A 23631-nucleotide genomic window follows, 5' to 3' on the forward strand; every position below is an offset into this window, starting at 1 on the left:
TTCACAAACCACAAACTACAAACTACAAACCTCAAACTTCAAACCTCAAACCCCCTCCGGCCTCACATTTTCCCCTCCGTTCTTGAAAAATCAGCCGTTTTACTTTATCTTCCCTTCCCTTTCAATATCCCCGACTGCATTTCAAAAAATTAAACTCATGTTATGAAGAAAATGATTGCTTCCTGCTGTATCGTTATGCTGTACAGCCTGATAACTACTGCACAGACCGACGCCGGGCTTTTTCGTTTCCCCGATGTATCCAAAACACAGATCGTTTTTACCTACGGCAATGATATCTGGGTAATGCCCAAAGAGGGCGGTACAGCCGAAAAGCTAAGCTCCCCGGCGGGTGTGGAAAGCTTTCCAAAATTCTCGCCCGATGGAAAGACCATTGCCTTCAGCGGCAACTACGATGGCAACAGCGATGCCTATACCATTCCGGTGAATGGAGGGGTACCCCTTCGCCTTACCCAGCATGGTTTCCCCGACAGGGTGGTTGACTGGACACCGGATGGCAAGCGGGTGCTGTTTGCATCCGGCCGGGAAAGCGGAAGGGACCGTTTCAACCAGTTCTTTACCGTTGCTGCCAATGGCGGCCCTGCTGAAAAACTTCCCTTTGCCTATGCCGAGTTCGGCTCTTATTCTCCCGATGGGAAAAAGATGGCCGTAATTTTTGTATCGCAGGCATTCCGCAGCTGGAAAAGATACCGGGGCGGATGGAGGGCCAATATCCATCTCTTCAATTTCAGCAACAATACGTCTGAAAATATTTCAGCCAGTGAAACAGCCGGCAACGAATTCCCGATGTGGAAGGACGATCATATTTATTTCCTCAGCGACCGGGGCCCTGAACAACGCATGAACCTCTGGCGCTATTCGGTAAGCACCAAAAAATACGAACAGCTTACCAGCTATAAAGACTACGATATCCATTTCCCCTCTGCCGGGCCCGATGATATTGTTTTTGAACAGGCAGGAAAATTATGCCTCTTCAGCTTTGCCTCGCAAAAGATAAGAACCGTGAACGTGAACCTGGTCACCGATAAAGCGGCATTGAAACCCCGGTCAGTTACTGCCGACCGCTATGTGCAGCACGTGAACATCAGTCCCGATGGCAACCGGGTGCTGGTGGAGGCAAGGGGCGATGTATTTTCGTTACCTGCCGAAAATGGTTTTGTAAAGAACCTCACCCGCAGCACGGAATCCAACGAGCGCTACCCTTCCTGGTCGCCCGATGGAAATACCGTGGCCTACTGGAGCGACCAGGACGGCGAATATGAATTGTGGCTGTCGCAACCCGGCAGCGATGCCCCGGCAAAAAAAATAACCAACTACAACAAAGGCTTCCGGTACCATATCTTCTGGTCGCCCGACAGTAAGAAACTTGTTTTTATTGACCAGGCCATGAAAATAAAAATGGTGGACGCAACCAACGGCAGTACCACCGATGTTGACCAGGCCCTGCGCTTCATGCACGGCGGCTGCGAAGGATTCCGCGTAAGCTGGTCGCCCGACAGCCGCTGGTTCACCTACAGCCGCGACCTGGATAATTACCTCAACGCTGTTTTTATTTACGACGCTAAAAATAAAAAGAACCAGCAGGTAACCGATGGCTATTACAACTGCGATAACCCGGTATTTGATGCCGAAGGAAAATATCTATTCCTGGCCACCAACCAGAATTTCATCCCGTACTACAGCGATATTGATAACTCCTTCATTTATGGCAACAGTACCCAGCTTGCCGCCATCTCTTTACGGAAGGACATTCCATCCATCCTGTATCCAAAGAATGACACGGTGCTGGTAAAGACGGATGATGCCGGTAAGAAAAAGGATAGCGTAAAAAAAGCAACGCCCTCTTCCGAAATTGATTTCGAGGGCATGCAGGCACGCATGCAGATACTGCCGCCTGCCACCGGCAACTATGGTTACCTGGCTGCGGCCAAAGGAAAACTCATTTACCAGAAATTACCCAATACCGGCAGCCCCGCTGATGCAAGGCCGGTGCTTAAATATTTTGACCTCGACAAGCGGGAAGAAAAAACCATTTTAGAGAACCTGAATAATTTCTGGATGTCGGCGAATGGAAGCAAAATTTTAGTTCAGCGTACCGGCGCCTACGTGGTGATAAAGCCCGAGGAGAACCAGAAATTTGAAAAGACGGTCCGCCTGAATGAAATGGAGATGATGGTGGACCCCCGGGCCGAATGGAAAGAACTGTTTACCGATGCCTGGCGGCTGGAAAGGGATTATTTCTACGACCCCAACATGCACGGCGTGAACTGGAACACCGTGAAAGAACGCTATGCAAAAATGCTGGAAGGCGCACTTACAAGAGAAGAAGTGGACTTCATTATCGGCGAAATGATCGGCGAACTGAATGCCTCGCACACCTACCATGGCGGCGGCGATATGGAAAGGCCCAATACCAAGGCGGTAGGCTACCTGGGTGTGGACTGGCAGGCCGAAGGAAATTTCTACAAGATAAAGCGCATCCTGCGTGGACCCTCCTGGGATGCACAGACCCGTTCATCCATCGACCAGCCGGGCATTGATATCCCGGAAGGCAGTTACATACTGGCGGTGAACGGCATGCCCATTACCACGGAGTATGAACCCCATGCATTTTTCCAGGGGCTGGATAATAAAACAGCAGAGCTTACTTATAACAGCAGCCCTTCTTTTTCCGGCGCCAAAACAGCCATTGTGCAAATGATGGGTAATGAATACCGCCTGCGTTTTATTGCCTGGATGGAAGCCAACCGCAAAAGAGTGGATGAAGCCAGCAATGGCGAAGTTGGTTATATATATGTGCCCAGCACAGGCCGCGACGGGCAGGAAGAACTCACCCGCCAGTTCAATGCACAGTGGGATAAAAAAGCATTGCTGATAGACGAACGTTTTAACAGCGGCGGACAGATACCCGACCGTTTTATTGAAATGCTGAACCGTACGCCCCTTGCCTACTGGGCCACCCGCGACGGCGCTGCCTGGCCCTGGCCACCCTTTGCGCATTTTGGTCCCAAGGTAATGCTGATCAACGGATGGAGCGGCAGTGGCGGCGATGCCTTCCCCGACTATTTTAAAAAGAAAGGCCTTGGCCCGCTCATTGGTGCAAGAACATGGGGCGGGCTGATCGGCATCAGCGGCATGCCCTTATTGATCGACGGCGGAAACATTACAGCACCCTCTTTCCGAATGTACAACCCCGATGGCACCTGGTTTAAAGAAGGTCATGGGGTAGACCCCGACATAGCCGTTGACGAAGACCTTGGCCTGATGAGCAAGGGCATTGACCCGCAACTGGAACGTGCCATTACCGAAATAAAGACCCTGCTGAAGAATAAAGCATACACGGCGCCGAAGCAGCCGGGGTATGAGAGGAAGGGGAATTGAGGGTGGGGAATTAAAAATTAAAAATGAAGAATTAAAAATGAGGCTGATCCCGGTTTATGTAATAGAACCTAGGTACCGTAGAAATACGCTTTCTGTTTTAAATAGAAATTCGTTTCTTCATCTTGTTTCATGAAGACATGACCCGGCGTGGACATGCCAGGTTTTAAAACCCAAACTGTGCAAACACAAATTTTAGGATAAATAAACTGACACAACCCTGTGTCGACGCAAATTATCGGATAAAAGAACTGACACAACCATGTGGCGGCACGATGGCTGAATAAAAAAACTGACAAGGGGCTGAAGGTTATCCGCTGGCCCCTTTTTAAGTACCAACCCGGGTACCATACGTAGTTCTACGGTAGTACGGCATTTATATTTTACTATCTTAGAGCCCGGCAAAACACCTACCTTCTATCTGCAAGAAAACCCTGGTAGAACCAGTACCCCATAGAATAGTATGAAATAAAATGAGTTTTATACGTCAATAATCTTCGAATGAGATGCATTGATGTACTTATTAACATCAATACAGACGTTGTATGCAACCAATTGGCGACGCTATTAAACCAAACTTTTACATTAATTGAACTGACATGGCATGGAATGATAACTTAGAAGGACAGGCTTTAGCAATTGCATCTTCAAATGAAAATAGAATACGAGTTGTAGCTGGACCTGGGTCAGGAAAAACTTTTTCTCTTATGAGAAGAATTGCACGACTTCTTGAAAGCGGAGTTGACCCTCATTCAATTTTGCTTTCAACTTTTACAAGAACTGCGGCACATGACCTGAAAAAAAGAATTGATGAAGTTAGGTGTAGCAGGTGCAGACCAAGTAAGGGCAGGAACACTTCATTCCTTTTGTTTCGGTATACTTATGAAAGATGCGGTGCTGCAAATTACAGGTAGACATCCACGACCACTTTTTAACTACGAAACAGAATTTGTGCTGCGTGACTTACAAAAGAAAACCGGATTAGGGAAAAGACAACTTTAAAAAAAGATAAAAGCATTTGAAGCCGCTTGGGCAAGATTGCAGTCAGACACTCCAGGTTGGCCACAAGATACAGACGATAAGTCGTTTCAAAACACTCTCATTTCTTATTTGAAGTTTCATAAGTCAATGCTAATAGGTGAAGTAATCCCAGAAGCCTTAAAGTATTTGCGAAACAATCCACAGGCAGAAGAACGTACAATGTTTCAGCATGTGTTTGTTGACGAGTACCAGGACTTAAACAAAGCCGAACAAGAACTCGTTAACACACTTGCAGCAAATTGTAATTTCATGATAATCGGTGACGAAGACCAATCTATTTATGAAAGATTTAGAAATGCACATCCAGAAGGAATAAGAACCTTTAATGTACAGCATAATGGAACAGTAGATTATCCATTAGCTGTTTGCAGAAGATGTCCGACTGATATTGTAAAAGCTGCAGATAAGTTTATTCAAAATAATTTGAATCGTGAACCAAGAAACCTAACTCCAAAACCAGATAATCCAATTGGAAAAATTCATTCAATTCAATGGCCAAGTTTTTCAGATGAAAAAGATGGTATTGTGGATTTTATTAAGTATAGGATTAAGGAAGGAACAAACCCTGGACAAATTTTAGTAATGTGCCCAAGGAGAGATATTGGTTATGCAATCAAAGAAAGATTGATTGAACAAGGAGTTGAAGCCCATAGTTTTTTCAGCGAAGAGATTTTTGAAAATGTAAAAGCTCAAGTTGCAATGACGCTTTTAAATTTGTTGGTAAACAAGAACGATAGAGTTGCTTTAAGATGTTGGCTTGGGTTTGGAAATTCAACAGCAAATGTCACCGGTTACGCGAACCTTATGAAATACTGGGAGGATAATACTATTTCACCTTATGAAGCAGCTGACTTACTTTATCAAAAGAAAATTTCACTAAGCTATTCATATCACACTATTGAACGGTTCAAATTACTTCAGGAAGAATTCAAAAAATACAATGGAAAGAAAGTCTCAGAAATCATTTCAGAATTATTTCCAAAAACTGAAACATGGGCTTTTCCGTTTGTAGAACTTGTTGATGAATTAGATGATGAAGAACATTCTGTTACTGATATTCAAAATGAAATTCGTTCTAATGTAATCAATCCCGAAATGCCTTTGGATGTTGAGTATGTTCGCATCATGAGCATTCACAAATCAAAAGGTTTGACCTCTGACATTAGTATTATTTGCGGTGTTATTGAAGGATTGATTCCAAGAGTAGATAATGAATTGCAAGGAGAAGAAGCAACCCGATTTATTGAGGAGCAACGAAGATTGTTTTTTGTTGGAATAACAAGACCACGACAGGAATTAGTCATTTCAAGTGCCAGCCGTATTCCAAAAACATTGGCTTATGGATTGGGACAAAAAGTTCCTTGGACGATGAGTCCAAATACAAAAGCAATTGCATCATCATTTCTATCACAATTAGGAGACGATTTTCCTGATGCTATTGCAGGTGAAGATTGGACTTTCTAAAATGTATTGCAAATTTGAGACAACATAAATACCAATGGAATATTTTGCTGGATACAACATTGGTATTGCCAATAATGGACTGGGCATTCGAGCAATCAGCAGCGGTAATTCTGTTGTAATCTGGTTCGGGGCTCGACGAATAAAGCCCAGCTTTAGTTATTAATATTAACTTTATCAAAAAGTCAGGCAGCGGTTCCGGGCGGACGAATATAAAATTCCCCACGATCGGCAATACCTGCCCGTTAGCTGCCATTTTCAGGAAGCATTAGTATAATTTGAGTTTAAAATAATGGGCAATACAATATCACTTTTACTTGGAAGCGGTTTTTCAGTTGCAGACGGAATTCCGTTAATTTCAGAAGTAAACAAAAAAATAGGGGAGATAACTGAGAACGATATTTACATTCATTCTGACATGACAGCCTCCCTTGTGCAAAAAGATTCAACCATTAATTTCAGGATTAATAAAAAAGATGAATTATTTTTTGTTGAGTTTCTCAAATTCTATTCAACAACTATTCTAAAGAATCCAAGTGATTTTAACTATGAAATACTTTTCGACTATCTAACTGCATATTCAAGATTTGATAAACATTTCGATGAAGTTCATAATTTTTGTGAAGAGTTCCGCAATAAATATACTTCTCATTTAGACTTCATTGATAGTGATGATAACCTTATTTTTCATTTTAAAACCTATTTTTCTACAATTGTCTCAAGTTATTTTCAAACTGCAAGGCATTATGAAGATATCAGTCTAGGCAATTATCCGCCCTATGATAACTTTATAAGCTTTCTTCAGCAAGTAATAAAATCTAGTAATGTAAGGGTCCATTCGTTAAATCATGACCTTTTATTTGAACACATAGCATCTAAAGCTTCAAATTTATGGCAATATTTTACTGACGGTTACGAAGAATTGGGTTCCCCATATTATGGAGAAGTATATACTCGCCAAGGTATCAATAAATCATATAGGGTAAGATTAAAACAGTTTACTAACAATTTCAAAAATCAATTAGCTTATTATAAACTCCATGGTAGTATTGATTGTTATGTTGCGGATATAAGCTCTGCAGACCAAACAAGAATAAAAAAAGACTATGGCGTGTCGCAAATCTATCAAGAACATAAAGATCCAAATACAAATGATTATTCCTATAAAAGTGCTTTCCAACACGTTTACCCAGATTTTCTATCTGGCACTACTTCCAAAATTGTTCAATATAACATTCCGTATTACCAAAATTTAATTGAGCAATTTAAAAGCAACTTAAAAGAGTCTAATATACTTTTTGTCATTGGCTATGGCTTCAAAGACGAGGGTATAAATAATATTTTAGTTAGCAACTTCCTAGCAGACGGTAAAAAAATGGTTGTCATAGACATTATCAAACCTCTATCATCGTTAGTAACAGATTTTAATGTCAATGTAATTGAAAAGCCCTTCATTCAAGTTAGTTACTCAGAATTCATGGCTGAATTGTAGGCAATCATTAAACGCCCCCACTGGCGCAAGTGTTCCCCACCCAAATACTCAAATTACAAACGTAAAGTTCATGGGATCCCACACTGGCGCAAGTGTTCCCCACCCAAATAATCAAATTACAAACGTAAAGTTCATGGGATCACTTGTGTCTTTTAGATCTACCGGACTGTGTCCGGGATTTGAAATACATATGCTCGCAGCATACTCCCAAATAAAAATTATATAATTCGGTTCAACAAATAACGCCGTTGGTCAAAGACCAGACGGCGGCCCCAACCCCTCTTTGCGCCCTTTGCGATAATCTCTGTGTTCTTTGCGGTTACCCTTCGGCCTCCCCCGAGATAAAACCTAACCGCAAAGAACGCAAAGGAAATACACGCAAAGAACGCAAAGCCGCTCAGCCGCTTTTGCCCTTCCCCCTACCCGGCAATGGGCGGACCGGCACCGGAGGTTGGATGATGATCACCGTTCGGAAAGTTCCGGATAAAAGAACTTCACCGCAGTTTACTTTTGTTGTGTTGAAGCGACGATCCGCTTTAAACGGATCATACGGGTGCAGGTATACGCAACACAACCCGATAATAAAAACCGGTTCCTGCTTATAAACACAGACATTCGCAGTGCTTACCGGTACTGGTTTGCTGCGGCGATAAAAATCAGTAATCAAAAAACAAAATAAACATGAATCCGAACAAAGCACTTTGGGAAAAAGGAGACTTTACCCAGCTCGCAAAAACAATGCGTGAAAGCGGGGAAGCATTGGTAGCCTCATTGGGCATAACAAAAGACCTTAAAATTCTTGACCTGGGTTGCGGAGACGGAACCACCGCCATACCCCAGGCAAGATCGGGTGCCACGGTGCTGGGAGTAGACATAGCCAGCAACCTGGTTAAGGCAGGAAACAAAAGGGTGGAGGAAGAAGGGCTGAACAATATCCGTTTCCAGGAGGGTGATGCAACGGACCTGGCCGACCTTGATGATGATGGTTTTGACCTGGTGGTTAGCATTTTTGGCGCCATGTTTGCCCCAAAGCCCTACGAGGTAGCAAAGGAAATGGTACGTGTTACCAAACCCGGCGGAAGAATAGTGATGGGCAACTGGATCCCGGGAGATCCCACCCTGGTGGCACAGATACTTAAGATCAGTTCTGCCTATACACCGGCGCCACCCGAGGGTTTCATCAGCCCGATGTTATGGGGTAAAGAAGAAGAGGTTACAGAGCGCTTTGTAAACGCAGGTGTGGCAAAAGAAAACATCTCTTTCGCAAAAGACAGCTTTACATTTAATGCTCCGTATTCCCCATCTGCTTTTGTTAATGTATTCAAGACCTACTATGGCCCCACCATGAATGCATTTGAAGCGGCAGAAAAAAACGGCAAGGCTTTGCAACTCGAGGAAGAACTGGAAACTTTGTTTAAAAGTCAAAACAAAAGTACCGGCAGTAATACCACTTCCATACCGGCAACTTACTTACGGGTAACGGTGAATGTATGACATGGGGAATGGCCGGCTGAACGGGCAAAAGCAATGAACGGGTAACGGTACACTTCACATAAAGCCGTTGGCCGGAAGGCTGGCGGCTTTTTCGTTTTCATTTCAATATCTGCGTTCTTTGCGGTTACCCTTTGGCTTGCGCCCGGGAAGAACCTAACCGCAAAGCACGCAAAGGAAATGCACGCAAAGAACGCAATGCCCATTCCCCGGCCAACGGGCAGCATACTCCCAAATAAAAATTATATGAATGCGGTTCAACAAATAACGCTGTTGGTCAAAGACCAGAAAAAAAATGCCCCGCTTTGCGCCCTTTGCGATAATCTCTGCGTGCTTTGCGGTTACCCTTCGCATCCGCCCGGGAAGAACCTAACCGCAAAGCACGCAAAGGAAATGCACGCAAAGAACGCAATGCCCATTCCCCGACCAACGGGCAGCATACTCCCAAATAAAGATCATATGAACGCGGTTCAACAAATAACGCCGTTGGTCAAAGACCGGACGGTGGCCCCAATGACATCTGTCAGCACCGGTTCCTGATGAAGGTCATCCGCCGGTAACGGAAAGAAAGATAGCTTTACCCAAAACAGCATCATGAAAAATGAAATCCAAAGGCACGGGCCAACCAATGCAGTGTATGGCCTGGGGTTCATCGGGGCAGCCATCTTTTATATTTCGCATGCCACCGGTTTCTGGATGGGTGCACTGGGCATATTAAAGGCCCTGGTCTGGCCGGCCTTCCTGGTCTATGAAGCACTGAAGACAATGGGCGCTGCCTGACCGGCCTTCTCCCCGACGCAAACCTGAGCGAAGTTGAAGGGTAACCGCAAAGGGTGCAAAGAGCCTGTTATAGCTCCACTCCCGGAATAATTAAATCTCCCGTTTTTGTATACCTTTATTTTACCTAAAACCTATCATATGCCCACACTTCAGATAGAACACGTTGTTCCCAATTACGAAGGATGGAAAAAGGCTTTTGAAAGTGATCCCATAAACAGGAAAAGTTCCGGCGTTAAAAGATACCGGATCTACAGGCCTGTAAATGACATGAACCTCGTCATCGTTGAACTTGACTTTGACAATATGGATGAACTCCAGTCCACCCTCCAGGCACTGCAGCTTTTATGGAACAAGGTACAGGGATCTGTTATGGTGGATCCAAAAACAAGAATACTTGAAATAATAGAATCGAAAGAAGTGTAGCATATCCCTTCTTCGCTGCCGTTGGCCTGGCCGGCAGGTCTTATTGCTTAATGACCTTGTATGTCTTACCGTTCCCTGTTTCCAGGTAATATATTCCTGCTGGTAAATGGCCAACAGGTATGTTTTGTCCAATGGTTTGAAGTTTAATTTTCTGTAGCAGCCGCCCTTCAGCGCTTAATAACCGGATCTCTGTATTGAGCAAGGCGCTGTTTATTAACCGGATCCTTAATTCATCCTTTGCAGGAACCGGGTAAATGACCATCTCTTCCTCCTGTTCAGAAAGATCTGCGGCCAGTACATTGCTGTAGCTTCTGCCATTATCTTCTTCCACCCGCAGGCGGTAATAATTCAATCCGGCAACCGGGTTGTAGTCGGTATATTGGTAAGTAAAACCGGTTTCGCTGTTTGCCGCTATGCTGCCAATGGATGACCAGGCAATGCCGTCCGTACTTCTTTCCATGACATAGCTCCGGATACCCTGCTGCCCGGCTACTTTCCATTTCAATAAAACGATGTGAGTACCGGGTAAGGAATAATTGAACGAGATCAGCCTTACCGGCAACACGATATAGCTGCCGCTTACATAAAAGCCGCTGAAACCGGTCACGGCAAAACTGATCTCCCACAAACCCGTAGTTCCGTTCCATACAATACTGGCATCGACAGGGTCTATCAGTTCCGTACTTCCGGAATAGTTACCGGGCGCTGTTCCGGTCCCATGATATTGGGTGACCCGTAAATTTGATTTGCCCGTGGCATCCCCGGGGCCTGTTGGCAGGTCGGGCTCGGCGCCATTGGCCGCATTATAATTGTCAAACTCCTGCTGTGTAAAATATAATGTAATGACAGCGGTGGCTGCGGGTGCATTTACCAATGGTTCAATATCGTAGTGCCGTTGAACATATGCCTTTCCATTATACGACTGAACCGTTGCATCGATGCTGGTCTTTGTTTTAATGATGCCACTCACCGGGGCAGCGCCGGATGGCAACAGCGTTGCAATGAGGCCGCAATTGCTGTTGTCGCGGTATTCATTTGTTTCTGCAATATCGTGTACATCATATCCCCCATTGGATGCAATGGCCAGCGGATCACAGATCACCGGCATCATACTGTCTTTCCGGGAAACATTACTGCAATACGTGAATGTACCCGCAGCAATGAACCGGTCACGGGCCGGGATACTGGTAAACGGACTGTTATAAACTGCGGGAAAACCCATGGGCTGCAGGTCGGCGCTGAAGAAATAAGGCCTTACCGGTTCCAGGAAATACGCATAGGTAGCCGCCTGGTTGGGTGCAAAGGATGATTCCATATTGCCGACAAAACCGCCGGACAATACCCGGTAATTTTTAGATGCAATGCTGTTGGGTCCATTGGTGCCAAGACCGCCCAATGGCAGAAATGGAAAGATGCCGGAATTACCGGTACCTGTTACTTCATTGTAGATGACCAACGAACTATCACCCGATCCGGAACTGAATGCAATGCCGTAATGCAGGGCCCGGTTCCTGAAAAAGACATTGGCGGGGCCATTGATACCATGACTGGCATCACCTCCTGTATTTTGTGCAATGTTGCCTTCAAACAAATTGGCGTAAGGATAATTGCCGTGAAGAACGATATCTGCTGCTGCATCGGAAGGCAGTTCCGTCCGTAGCTGTTCCAGGGAATAATTATACGAATAGATATTTCCATTGGCGCCTGCCTGTAATAACATGGCATGGCGTAAGCGTTTGAAGATATTATTCTCGATGAGGCAATCGCCGGTTGATAAATGACAAACCACCCCATAGCCTTCGCCGCCGCCGCCATACGAAAAAGCGCCGTGAAAATAAGAACCGGTGACCTCGATATTGCTGCTGTTCAATATGGAGATATGGGCAAAATTGGCGCTGTCGCTTTCGATCCCTTTTACCCAGCAAAAAGCTGCGTAATTAAAAATGATGTTTGATGTCTGGTTTGCGGTAGGATCAGGGTCCATCCTTTTTATTTTGAGGCATTCAATGCCTGCCCTTTTTACCATGTTAAGCAGTTGCGCTGTGGGAGCGCCGCTTAATGGTATTGCCCTGCGGTGGCGGGTATAGAATGTAAAGGTATTTCCCGACTTGCTTTTTAAATAAGATATCTGCCCCACGGTATTATTCGCCCAGGAATCATTGATAAGTCCTGTTTCATTATCCTGGTATACTTTGATGAAGTTACCTATGGAAGCAATGCCCGGGTTGGTTACGGTAACCTGGTTGCTGTATTGCTGAACGGCTGCGGTGACCGGCGTACTGGCGCCGGCCGATCCCTGTACGCTGATCAGGTGGCCCGAACCGGCACCCAGGTTAAAGGTAAGGGTTGTGTTACCCGAGCCGGCACCCCGCAGGATCAGACCGCTTCGCAGGTTTATGGTACCGGTGAACAGGTAATTCCCTGGCGGAAAATAAATGACAGCATCAGCGCCGCCCAGGCTGCTCACCGCGTTGGCCAGCGCCAGGTCGTTTGCAACCGTGCCTGTATTATTCCCTCCGAATGTTGTTATATCCACCACCGGGAAACCGGGAACCGTATCCCCGGGATAACCGCCCCGTTGCCAATCGTGTTTGACCGGTGAACCGCCGAACGTTGCGGTCAGTTGTTGGGAGAAAGAAGCATACCCAATGCCTGAAAAAATTATGGTAAAAAGAATTTTCTTCATTTTTTTCAAAGGTGGATATTTAAAATAAGATGCCTTACCAAAAATAGTTCATTTAATCCGGGCATGCTAATATTCGGTAGTGTCCTGTTTTGAATATTTTGTGACCTGTCATGCTGAGGAACGAAGCATCTCAGGTTAAGCAAACGATCCTGATCAGGAGATCCTTCGTTCCCTGCCTACCGGCAGGCAGGCTCAGGATGACAATCATTCAAAACAGGACACTACCTGATATTCTGCGGCACAGGTTCCGGTAATAGTACTGCTGAAAAAGCATTTCCCTTTGCCAATAAGGACCGGATAAGCCCCGCAGGAAAAATCTCACGCCGTTTGGTAAAACACCTCTGCCGCCGTTTTATGCACGCTCTATCTTGCCGGCTGAATAAAAACCAAACATTATGACAACTCATGAAAAAAATCAAACCACCCGCCGTGGTTTCTTAGGCAATTTTGCATCCGGGGCAGCTGCAATAGGCCTTGCTACAGTAACCGGCCCGATGCAGAAACTGCAGGCAAACCCTGTTTTTTCCGGCGCCAGCCTCAGTGATGCTGAACAGGTATTCAGAAATCTAAAAGGCAAGCACCGCATCGTGTATGATGTGCCGGAAGCCGTTGGTATCTTTCCTTTTGTCTGGTCACGGGTCTTCCTGCTCACCAATATGGCAACAGGCACCCCGGAAAAAGACAACAACGTAGTGGTTGTTCTAAGGCATACCGGCATTCCCTATGCACTGGAAGACAGGCTTTGGGCAAAATACAACCTGGCTGAATTCTTCAAGGTGGAGACCGATCAAAAATCCCTTACCCGCAATCCATTCTGGAAACCGGCAAAAGGAACATATAAACTTCCCGGTTTTGGTGAAGTAGCGATAGGCATCAATGAATTGCAGGAAAGCGGTGTACAGTTTGTGGTGTGCAGTGCCGCCATTACGGTTTACAGCGCTGCCTATGCAGATAAATATAAACTGGATCCGAAACTGTGAAAAAGGACTGGATGGCAGGACTATTACCCGGTATTACGGTTGTACCTTCCGGTGTGTGGGCATTGGGCCGTGCACAGGAAAATAATTGTGCGTATTGTTTTACCGCTTAATGAATAGCCATGCAAAAATAAAAGCCCCGGATCACCGGGGCTTTTTAGTTTCCCTATGCCCCACCCCCTGTCTTGCCTGCCCTTACGCACCTGCGCCGGCAGATTACAGTTTATGTTTTAAATAAAATTCTGTTCCTTTAACCTGCCAGCCCCTGGCGGGTGATCAGTATCAACCGGCGCATACCGCATGGATACGATCACTGCTAGTAAGCGGGCGACAAGGTTATCATTTTAAATTTCCCCGATGAAAAATAAAAATATACAGACAGAGATCGATGCCTGTTTCCTGTACCAGAAACTGGCCGCCCATGAACCGGATGCATTACTTGCCAATGTGTTCAGGCAAATGAGTGAGATCGAAAAAGGCCATGCAGAAGCATTTGCCAAAAAAGAGAATATCCCGCTGGAGAACCTGCTGCAGCCTTCCTGGAGGGCAAAGACCCTGAACATGGTTGGTAAAATATTCGGGTACGATTATGTGCTGGGCGCCCTGATGGATACAGAAAAAAGTATTTCCAATGCCGTTATCTCCACCAAAAAAAAGAACAAACAGGAAATAACCGGCGCCGAAACCACCCATGTAACGATACTTCGTTCCATACTTGAAAAAGAAAAAAAAGTAAGCGGCGCACAGCTGTCAAAATTTGAAAGCCGGCACCGTTCGGTGGGTGGCAATGCCATCCGGGCCGCTGTGCTGGGAGGCAATGATGGCCTGGTTTCCAATTTCAGCCTCATCATGGGCATCGCCGGTGCCTCTGCCGGCCAGGAAGGGGTTTTACTGGCCGGGCTTGCAGGCTTACTGGCGGGCGCATTATCCATGTCATTGGGCGAATGGATCTCTGTAAAGAGTTCGCAGGAACTATACGAGAACCAGATGCAGCTGGAAATGGAGGAACTGGAAACAAATCCGGAAGGGGAAATGAAAGAGCTGGCCCTGATTTACATGGCAAAAGGAATTCCCGAAGAACAGGCCCATCAAATGGCTGCCGGCATCATGAAAGATAAAGGCCTGGCGCATGAAATACTGGTTAAAGAGGAATTGGGCATCAATGCAGAAGAACTGAAAGGTTCGGCAGTGGAAGCAGCGCTGTATTCTTTTATCCTGTTTGCCATCGGTGCGGTGATCCCCGTTATACCATTCATGTTCACCGGCGGTACACAAGCCATCCTGATCAGTGTGTCCGCAAGCGCTGTTGGTTTATTCCTGATCGGCGCTGCTATTACTTTGTTTACCGGCAGGAATGTCTGGTTCTCCGGACTCCGGCAGGTACTCTTTGGTTTGGCTGCAGCTGCCGTAACATTCGGCATCGGTAAACTGATCGGGGTTTCAATAACATGATAAACAATGTTCAAATTAATAAAATGGTCACAACATGCTCGCAGTTGCCATTTCAACCGGCCGGGCGGAAAAAACATCAACGCTTCAGATCAATTCCATGAAGCGCCGGGTTTTACCGGTTATTCGGTAGTGCCCTGGTTTGAATGATTGTCATCCTGAGCCTGCCTGCCGGTAGGCAGGCTCAGCATGACAGGTCACAAAATATTCAAAATAGGACACTACCGATTATTCATATGCCCCGTGTTAAAAAAATTCGTTCCTTTATTCAGCAGCCCGTTTACCATGATCAGAATGTCGTTGATAACATTGTTCACGCTCATATGCGCCTGCATCGCCGTATATGCCATCTGGACCATCAAGGTCTCCCGGCAAAAACAACATGAGCTGTTCGATGAATATAAAAAGACCGGCCAGTCTTTAAATCATTCAAATGATGTGTTGCAAAAGGACAGTAACGGGGCCGGCGCCTTTAAAAGAAATGAGGTTCGCCTGCCCGAAGTAGAGCTGGCCATCAAAGCCAGTGCCATCACCCGCTGCATCGACAGCATAAAGCATGAACTGGTACTGCTGACAAATCAAAAAGGGACCGCATCATTCTCTTACCCCGATAGATCCAGGCTGCTTGCATTAAAAAACAATTTAGCCGGCTACAATTCATTCATACAGGAAAAATTCCCCGGCAAACCCAATATAAAACCGGGTGATTTTATCAATGTGGCAGATGTGCCCAGAGGTTCTGCCGCCGTTCCCTGGGAAATCCATCATTTCACAAACAGCAGCGTACTTTCGATGATAACCGAATTATCGTTCATCCATACGCAGGTACTTAAACTTAAGCACAAGGCAACCCATTAAAAGAACATGCAGAAAAAACCCGGCTATTTACGAAAGACCCTTTGGTGCATCGTACTGGTGATACTGGTACAGCTGCTGAAAAAATATTCAGACCGTGCGCTTCCCGGCAGCATCCTGTTTCACCACTATTTACTTACCGGGCTGCAACTGGCTGTACTGATGTGGACGATAATCATCCTCTTATTCCCTTCCCGGTCTTTGCTCACAAAAAGCCTGTTGTTCATCGGCATCATGGCCCTGCCCGAACTGCTTTTCACATACTGGATACATGATCCGTCGAGGTTGCCTGCTTCCCTCCGCCCCCTTTTCATGACCTATGCCACACAGGCAGAGACCAATATCATCCAGTTCAACCCGCAAAGCAGTGCGTATGACGACCGTTTGTTCTATACCCTGAAGCCTTCATCCCGTTTCCTTTTTACCAATCCCGAATTTGCCGACAGTTTTTATACCAATAAAATGGGACTGCGTGATGATGAACTTTCTTTATTAAGACCAGGGATCATTTGCCTGGGTGATTCGTATGCCATGGGATGGGGCATTGAGCAGAATGAAAGCCTTGCCGAACAGGTGGGCAGCATGACCCATAAAAAAGTACTGAATGCCGCCGTTTCTTCATACGGTACGGCCCGTGAACTAATGAACCTGTACCGCTTAGATACATCCGGCCTGCAAACCATCATCCTGCAGTACTGCCGCAACGATTACCGGGAGAACAGGGAGTATGCACAAAACAACTATTCCTTACCCATCTCTTCTGAAAAAGTATACGACTCCCTGCTGGATGATCATTACTGGAGCAAGCAGGGGTTTCCCTGCAAACGTTTTGTTACCATTGCCAAATTCTATGCTGAAAAAAAAATGAACCCTTTCCTTTTCCCGCAAAAAATAACCTGGGCTGATTCGGCGGCTTATCATGTAAAACAGGCAGCCCGGTATTTTACAGATATCCTGTTCCGTTCTGCCATCGATTTTAAAAAAGTTAAAGTGCTGGTAGTGGATCTCAATGAGAAAGAGTCGATGAACAATGATTTCCTGGATGAGGTAAACAGCCTGCTGAAGCAGCCGGCCTACGCAGCACACTTTAATACCAACCTACCGTTTGAAATTAATTCAAGCCGAATGTCAGGCTGTACCACTACAGTAAAACAGGGCCGGGATACGGGCCCGCTTTTTTTAGTTATCTTCATGTAAATCACTGTGGTGCCTGATTACGGTCATGAAATATGGGCAGTTATCCCTTTATATTTAATGTCCATTAAAACAGCAGCAGGATGAAGTATATTCTCCTTTATATATGCCTTCCCTTTTTCAGCACCCTGCAGGCACAAACTGCAAAAGAGATCGTACAGAAAGCCGATGAGAAAATGAGGGGATCCACCATGCAGGCTGAGATGCTGATCAGGACCATCCGCCCAACCTGGAGCCGGGAGATGCAGTGCCGGACATGGATGAAGGGAAATGACCTGGCCATGATCCTGGTGCAGGCGCCCGCAAAAGACAAAGGCATTGCTTTTTTAAAAAGAAAAAAGGAAGTGTGGAACTGGATGCCTTCCCTGGAAAGAACGATCAAACTCCCTCCATCCATGATGACACAGAGCTGGATGGGGACCGACTTCACCAATGATGACCTGGTCAAGGAATCATCCGCGGTGGAAGACTATACGCATACGCTTATTGGCGACACCATCATCGGGGACAGGAACTGTTACATCATACAGATGATACCCAAACCACAGGCGGCCGTGGTGTGGAGCAAAGTGATCGTATGCATTGATAAAAAAGATTTCCTGGAACTGCACAGCCGGTTTTATGATGAGGATGGACAGCTCATCAACACCATGAACGGTACCGATATTAAACAGATGCATGACCGCATCATCCCCACCCGCTTTGAGATGATACCGGCTGATAAAAAAGGACAGCGGACAGAGATGATCTATAAGAATATCCAGTACAACAAACCGATCGACGATCATTTTTTCTCCGTGGAGAAAATGAAAACACTCAATTGATATGTGGCTGATAAAAATGGCATGGAAGAATATGTGGCGCAACCGCACCCGTACCGGCATTACGATGGCGGCCATTTTCTTTGCCGTTATCTTATCGGTGATAGCCAGCAGCCTCAAAGACGGTATTTTCGACAACCTGGTAAAGAACGTAGTGAGTTTTTACAGCGGCTATGTGCAGGTGCATAAACAGGGTTATTGGGACGAGCAGATCCTGGATAACAGTTTTGGATCTTCTGCCGCAACAGAACAAAATATCCTGCAGGATAAGAATATAACGGCTGTCACGCCCAGGCTGGAATCATTTGCCCTTGTTTCTTCGGAAGAAATTACCAGGGGGGCATTGGTGGTCGGGATCGACCCCGGAAAGAAGACCGGATCACTTCACTAAAAAGTAAACTGGTACAGGGCAGTTATTTAAAGGATGCCGATACGGCCGTGTTGCTGGCGCAGGGGATTTCCGAAAGGCTGAAATTAAAGGCCGGCGATACCCTTGTACTCATCGGGCAGGGTTACCACGGCGCCACCGCCGCAGGAAAATACCGCATCAGCGGGATCGTAAAATTCGGTTCGCCCGAACTGAATGATAAAGTGGTATTCATGCCATTACCGGTGGCGCAGGACCTTTACAGCGCCTATGGCATGGTCACTTCGTACATCCTTTCTTTACGCAACACCAAAACACTGCAACCCACAGCATCCGCTTTGCAGTCGTCCCTGGGAAAGGAATATGAAGTGATGACCTGGGATGAAATCATGCCGGAAATAAAACAACACATACAGACAGACAGCAACAACATGAAATACGTACAGGGTATCTTATACATCCTTATCTGCTTTGGCATCTTCGGCACTTTGCTGATGATGATGGTGGAACGGAAAACGGAAATGGGTATGCTGGTGGCCATCGGCATGAAAAAAAGTAAACTGATCGTTTTGCTGCTGATCGAATCGGTGCTCACGGTACTTACCGGCTGCATACTGGGCATTGCAGCAAGCATTCCCCTGGTATTTCTTTTGAACAGGCACCCGTTGAAAATAGGCGGAGAAGCAGCCAAAGCCTATGAGCGTTTTGGGTTTGAAGCCATCTTTCCCACATCCACCGAGGCATCAAATTTTATTTACCAGGGACTGGTGGTGCTGGTGATCGGCTTAATACTGTCCCTGTACCCTATGTATAAAGTGATCCGGCTGAACCCGGTAACAGCAATGAAAAGATAAAACAACGGTGATGATCTATATAATGGCATGGCGGAATATCTGGCGCAATAAAATGCGGAGCATTGTGATCATGCTGTCGCTGGCATTGGGTCTTTTTGCCGGCATTGCCGTGCTGGCCCTGTACAAAGGCATGATGAAAACCCGTGTGCGCACCGTAATTGACGCGGAAGTGGGGCACCTTCAATTGCATGACAGCAGTTTCAAAAAAGATCATGAACCCCGGTTCATCCTGTCAAACGGCGAAGGGGTATTAAGCGCAATCAATTCAATGGAGGAAGTGAAACAGGCTTCTCCCCGGAGTGTGACCACCGGCATGCTGGCTACCACAACCGGCAGTGCCGGCGTACAGATCAACGGGGTGATACCCGAACTGGAATACGAAGCCTCCCAACTGAAAAAAAAGATCATCGAAGGAAAGCTCTTTGATCCAGCCCGGAAAAATGAGATCATGGTAGGTAAAAAACTGGCCACAAAAATGAAAGTAAGACCCGGCTCGAAACTGGTGCTTACATTTACCGATACCTCCGGAAATATCGTATCGGGCGCTTTTCGTGTTGCTGCTGTTTACCAGAGCGACAATACCCCGCTGGACGAAAGGAATGTGTACGTTGTCATGAATGACATGAATGAATTACTCATCTCGGGTGATTCATTCCAGGAGATCAGCATATTGCTCAAAAAAGATGAAGATGTAAAAGCAATGCAGAAAAAGCTGCAGCAGAAATTTCCCGGTTTACAGGTTGAATCCTGGATGGAGATATCCCCCGAGACCGGGCTGATGGTAGATACCGTGGACATATACTCCTACATCATCATGATCATCATCATGTTTGCCCTGGCCTTTGGTATCATCAACACCATGCTGATGGCCATCCTGGAGAGAACAAGAGAGATCGGGATGATGGTGGCACTGGGTACCAATAAAACCAGGATATTCTCCCTGGTGCTGCTGGAAACATTTTTTCTGACGCTGGCAGGAACCCCGCTGGGGATCTTAGCCGGATGGCTGGCATGCGGTTATTTCAATACGCATGGACTCGACCTGTCGGGCATGGGACGTGAAATGATGAGCAGCTTTGGTTTTGGCACCGTGATCTACCCGGAGTTCCCGGCAGATAAACTGGTCGGCGTGATGCTGATCGTAGCAGGCACAGCGCTTGTTTCCTGTATTTTCCCGGCCATAAAAGCACTGAAACTGCAGCCGGTGGAAGCTTTAAAAAGATAAAACCTGATCTATGCACACAGTCATTGACGCACATAATGTAAGCAGGGTTTACAATCCAAAAACGATCCCGGTGTATGCGGTCAACAACGTACACCTGCACCTGGAGAAAGGTGAATTCACTGCACTGGTAGGTCCATCCGGCTCCGGCAAGACCACCCTGCTGAACATGATCGGCGGGCTGGACAAACCGGATGAAGGGAACATCTTCATCAATGGACTTGACATCACGAAACTTTCTGCCAATGAGCTGATCGATTTCCGGCTGAAGAACATCGGCTTTGTATTTCAATCTTTCAACCTGATCCCGGTCTTAACGGCAAAAGAAAATGTGGAGTTCATCATGCAGTTACAGAAGACCGCTAAAACTGAACGGGATAAAAGGGTGAAAGCGCTGTTCACGCAGATCGGCCTGGAAGATAAATTCAATGAACGGCCTTCAAAACTTTCCGGCGGCCAGCAACAACGGATTGCCGTGGCCAGGGCGCTGGCATCCAAGCCGCAATTCGTGCTGGCGGATGAGCCTACTGCCAACCTTGATTCCAGGTCGGCATCCAACCTGCTCGACATCATGGACAAGCTCAACCGGGAAGAGAACATCACGTTCCTTTTTTCCACCCACGACCAACGCGTCATCGACCGGGCAAGAAGGGTGATCACCCTGGTGGATGGAAGAATTGTGAATGATACGGCATCCGTTTCCACCAAACACGAAGATACCGGTACAGTAAAATGAAAAAGCTGCTGCTGATATTTTTTATTTCACCGGTTGCATTTGCTGCCCGGGCGCAGGACAGCACCGCTTTACCAAAAAAGCTGACCATCAGCGGATATATCAAGGACCTGCAGACGCTTTCGTTTGATAAGAATTTTAAAGAACTCGTTTCCGTCAACCTTGTTCACAACCGCATCAACCTGAAATGGAAGCCTTCGCCGGTGTTCACTGCCGTGGCAGAATTCCGTAACCGCCTGTACTGGGGCGAACAGGTTAAACGCACGCCCGGCTTTGCATCCCTGCTGAGAAATAACAATGAATTACTGGACATGCAGAAAGCATGGATAAAAAACAGGTCCCTGGTATTTCATACCAATACGGAACGGTTATATGTTGATTACCGGGATGATGCATTCAATGTTCGTGTCGGCCGCCAGCGTATCAACTGGGGAATTGCCACTACCTGGAACCCCAACGACATTTTCAATACCTATAACTTCCTCGACTTTGACTATGAAGAAAGGCCCGGCGTGGATGGCGCTGAAGCCCGGTATATCTTTAAAAATGCTGCTACTGCAGAACTGGCATATATCAATACCGGTAAAAAGAAAGGGAATGTTGCTGCAGCAAAGTATGCATTCAACAAATGGAATTATGACCTGCAATTCATAACCGGCTGGTATCATGATCATCTCACATTGGGAACCGGTTGGGCGGGATCGATCAAAGACGCCGGCTTTAAGGGAGAGGTCCAGTACTTCTTCCGTAACAACGACTCGGCCGGTCACCTGAACATAACGCTCGAAACGGATTACATGTTTAAGCAAGGCTGGTATGTGAATGCCGGGGTATTATTCAACAGTTACGGTTTATACAAGCCTGTACAGAACTGGGATACCATCAACCTGAAACTTTCACCGGAAAACCTGATGCCTACCAAATGGAATTTGCTGGTAACTACCGCCAAAGAGATCACCCCGTTACTATCAGCCAACATAAGTGTGTTATATGCGCCAGGCACCAGGCTGCTCATCCTGTTTCCCTCACTTCAATATAATATGGCCACCAATCTCGACCTGAACCTGGTATGGCAATCCTTCTTTGCTGAACTGAATGATCATTTCGGGGCAGTAAGCAATAATTGTTACCTGCGGATAAAATGGAGCTTTTAGGCAGTGCCCTGTTTTGAATGATTGTCATGCTGAGGAACAGCCTGTCCCGATTCATCGGGAAGGTTACCTGAGATGCTTCGTTCCTCAGCATGACAGGTCACAAAATATTCAAAACAGGGCACTACCTCCTGTGGCAGCAGCGAAGATCGCTGAAAGCGTACCCGTATCTTTGCAGAAAAAATATTTTATGGAGTTAGGCATAAGCATGTTTGGCGATATGCACATCAATGAAAAGGGGGAGGCACAACCGGCACAACAAAGGCTGCAGGAACTTATTGAAGAAATAAAACTGATGGATGAACTGGGACTTGATTTTTTCGGCATCGGCGAACATCACCGGCCGGATTATGCCGTATCAACACCCGAGATCATCCTGGCAGCAGCGGCAACCGTTACAAAAAATATCAGGCTTGGCAGCGCCGTCTCAGTATTAAGTTCGGCAGACCCGGTTAAACTGTACCAAAGCTTTGCCACCATTGATTTGATCTCCAATGGCAGGGCAGAGTTAATGGCAGGCCGCGGCAGTTTTACAGAATCGTTTCCTTTGTTTGGTTACAACCTGGCTGATTATGATGACCTGTTTGAAGAGAAATTAAACCTGCTGCTGAAGATCAATAATGAACAAAGGATCACCTGGAAAGGCAGGTTCAGGCCGGCATTGGCCAACCAGGAAATACTGCCCCGTGCAGTAAACGATCATCTCAATATCTGGATCGCTGTAGGCGGCACCCCGGAATCAGTTCAGAGAGCAGGCAAGGCAGGGCTGCCGGTAATATTCGCCATTATCGGCGGTAACCCCGTACAATTCAAACCACTGTTCGATTATTACAGGGAAGTGTACCGGAGCTTTGATCACGATATGAATGCCTTACAGGTAGGCGTGCACATGCATGCTTTTTTTGGGGATAAGAGTCAGCAAACTGCTGATGCATATTACCCGCTGTATGCTGCACAGATGAACCGGGTGGGCCGGTCACGTGGCTGGCCGCCTTACCAGCGTCAGCAATTTGACCTTGGCAGGACTCCACAGGGCGCTTTGATCATTGGAGATGCCAATGAAGCGATCGACCGGATATTACAATTACAGGAACTGTTTGGGCTGAACCGTTTCTCTGCACACATGGATGTAGGCGGGCCTTCGCATGGGTCGCTGATGAGATCAATAGAGATATTCGGAACCCGGATCGCTCCCAAAGTGAGAGAAGCTTTGAAGAAATGATCTTCATCCCCTGGCC

The 23631-nt window shown here is 46.4% G+C and carries 16 protein-coding genes and 2 pseudogenes; 17 read left to right on the forward strand and 1 reads right to left on the reverse strand.

Annotated elements, in window-relative coordinates; genetic code table 11:
* Window positions 1-162: 162 nt before the first annotated feature.
* The 7 genes from IPJ02_05045 to IPJ02_05075 all read left to right on the forward strand — a co-directional run bounded on the left by IPJ02_05045 (window position 163) and on the right by IPJ02_05075 (window position 10084).
* Entirely contained in the window at window positions 163-3399 is a 3237-nt protein-coding gene (locus IPJ02_05045) for a PD40 domain-containing protein (GenBank protein MBK7374937.1), read from the forward strand.
* Window positions 3400-3995: 596 nt separating this feature from the next.
* Window positions 3996-4310, forward strand: a complete 315-nt coding sequence (locus IPJ02_05050; GenBank protein MBK7374938.1) for a UvrD-helicase domain-containing protein — start codon at window positions 3996-3998, stop codon at window positions 4308-4310.
* A gap of 196 nt (window positions 4311-4506) precedes the next feature.
* Window positions 4507-5901, forward strand: a complete 1395-nt coding sequence (locus tag IPJ02_05055; protein MBK7374939.1) for an ATP-dependent helicase — start codon at window positions 4507-4509, stop codon at window positions 5899-5901.
* Between the two features lie 289 nt (window positions 5902-6190).
* A complete protein-coding gene (locus IPJ02_05060) occupies window positions 6191-7390 on the forward strand; it encodes an SIR2 family protein (GenBank protein ID MBK7374940.1) in 1200 nt (399 codons plus the stop codon).
* A gap of 681 nt (window positions 7391-8071) precedes the next feature.
* Complete coding sequence (locus IPJ02_05065; protein ID MBK7374941.1) at window positions 8072-8884, forward strand: class I SAM-dependent methyltransferase; 813 nt, start codon at window positions 8072-8074, stop codon at window positions 8882-8884.
* 591 nt (window positions 8885-9475) lie between these two features.
* On the forward strand, window positions 9476-9661 hold the full coding sequence (locus IPJ02_05070; GenBank protein MBK7374942.1) for a hypothetical protein: 186 nt from the start codon (window positions 9476-9478) through the stop codon (window positions 9659-9661).
* Between the two features lie 138 nt (window positions 9662-9799).
* On the forward strand, window positions 9800-10084 hold the full coding sequence (locus IPJ02_05075) for a hypothetical protein (GenBank protein ID MBK7374943.1): 285 nt from the start codon (window positions 9800-9802) through the stop codon (window positions 10082-10084).
* Between the two features lie 40 nt (window positions 10085-10124).
* On the opposite strand, the gene IPJ02_05080 is transcribed toward IPJ02_05075, so the two are convergent.
* Window positions 10125-12770 carry a T9SS type A sorting domain-containing protein gene (locus IPJ02_05080; GenBank protein MBK7374944.1) on the reverse strand — a complete coding sequence of 882 codons (2646 nt, stop codon included), beginning with the start codon at window positions 12768-12770 and terminating at the stop codon, window positions 10125-10127.
* A gap of 395 nt (window positions 12771-13165) precedes the next feature.
* On the opposite strand from IPJ02_05080, the pseudogene IPJ02_05085 reads away from it, so the two are divergent.
* The 10 genes and pseudogenes from IPJ02_05085 to IPJ02_05130 all read left to right on the forward strand — a co-directional run bounded on the left by IPJ02_05085 (window position 13166) and on the right by IPJ02_05130 (window position 23615).
* Window positions 13166-13860: pseudogene (locus IPJ02_05085) on the forward strand (twin-arginine translocation signal domain-containing protein).
* A 244-nt stretch (window positions 13861-14104) separates the two neighbouring features.
* The gene (locus tag IPJ02_05090; GenBank protein MBK7374945.1) at window positions 14105-15199 is read left to right on the forward strand and encodes a VIT1/CCC1 transporter family protein; all 1095 of its coding nucleotides are present in this window, start codon (window positions 14105-14107) and stop codon (window positions 15197-15199) included.
* Between the two features lie 291 nt (window positions 15200-15490).
* A complete protein-coding gene (locus IPJ02_05095; protein ID MBK7374946.1) occupies window positions 15491-16054 on the forward strand; it encodes a hypothetical protein in 564 nt (187 codons plus the stop codon).
* Between the two features lie 6 nt (window positions 16055-16060).
* Window positions 16061-17248: a hypothetical protein gene (locus tag IPJ02_05100; protein ID MBK7374947.1), complete on the forward strand. Its 1188-nt coding sequence runs from the start codon at window positions 16061-16063 to the stop codon at window positions 17246-17248.
* An 80-nt stretch (window positions 17249-17328) separates the two neighbouring features.
* The gene (locus IPJ02_05105; GenBank protein ID MBK7374948.1) at window positions 17329-18069 is read left to right on the forward strand and encodes an outer membrane lipoprotein-sorting protein; all 741 of its coding nucleotides are present in this window, start codon (window positions 17329-17331) and stop codon (window positions 18067-18069) included.
* Between the two features lies 1 nt (window position 18070).
* Window positions 18071-19287: pseudogene (locus IPJ02_05110) on the forward strand (ABC transporter permease).
* Between the two features lie 10 nt (window positions 19288-19297).
* Window positions 19298-20512, forward strand: coding sequence for an ABC transporter permease (locus tag IPJ02_05115; protein ID MBK7374949.1), 1215 nt, complete (start codon window positions 19298-19300; stop codon window positions 20510-20512).
* Window positions 20513-20522: 10 nt separating this feature from the next.
* Window positions 20523-21245 carry an ABC transporter ATP-binding protein gene (locus IPJ02_05120; GenBank protein ID MBK7374950.1) on the forward strand — a complete coding sequence of 241 codons (723 nt, stop codon included), beginning with the start codon at window positions 20523-20525 and terminating at the stop codon, window positions 21243-21245.
* The gene (locus IPJ02_05125) at window positions 21242-22396 is read left to right on the forward strand and encodes a hypothetical protein (protein MBK7374951.1); all 1155 of its coding nucleotides are present in this window, start codon (window positions 21242-21244) and stop codon (window positions 22394-22396) included. Before IPJ02_05120 ends, IPJ02_05125 begins: the two co-directional genes overlap by 4 nt.
* A gap of 187 nt (window positions 22397-22583) precedes the next feature.
* Entirely contained in the window at window positions 22584-23615 is a 1032-nt protein-coding gene (locus IPJ02_05130; GenBank protein ID MBK7374952.1) for an LLM class flavin-dependent oxidoreductase, read from the forward strand.
* Window positions 23616-23631: the final 16 nt, after the last annotated feature.

The sequence above is a fragment of the Chitinophagaceae bacterium genome, from assembly GCA_016710165.1.
Lineage (GTDB): Bacteria > Bacteroidota > Bacteroidia > Chitinophagales > Chitinophagaceae > Ferruginibacter.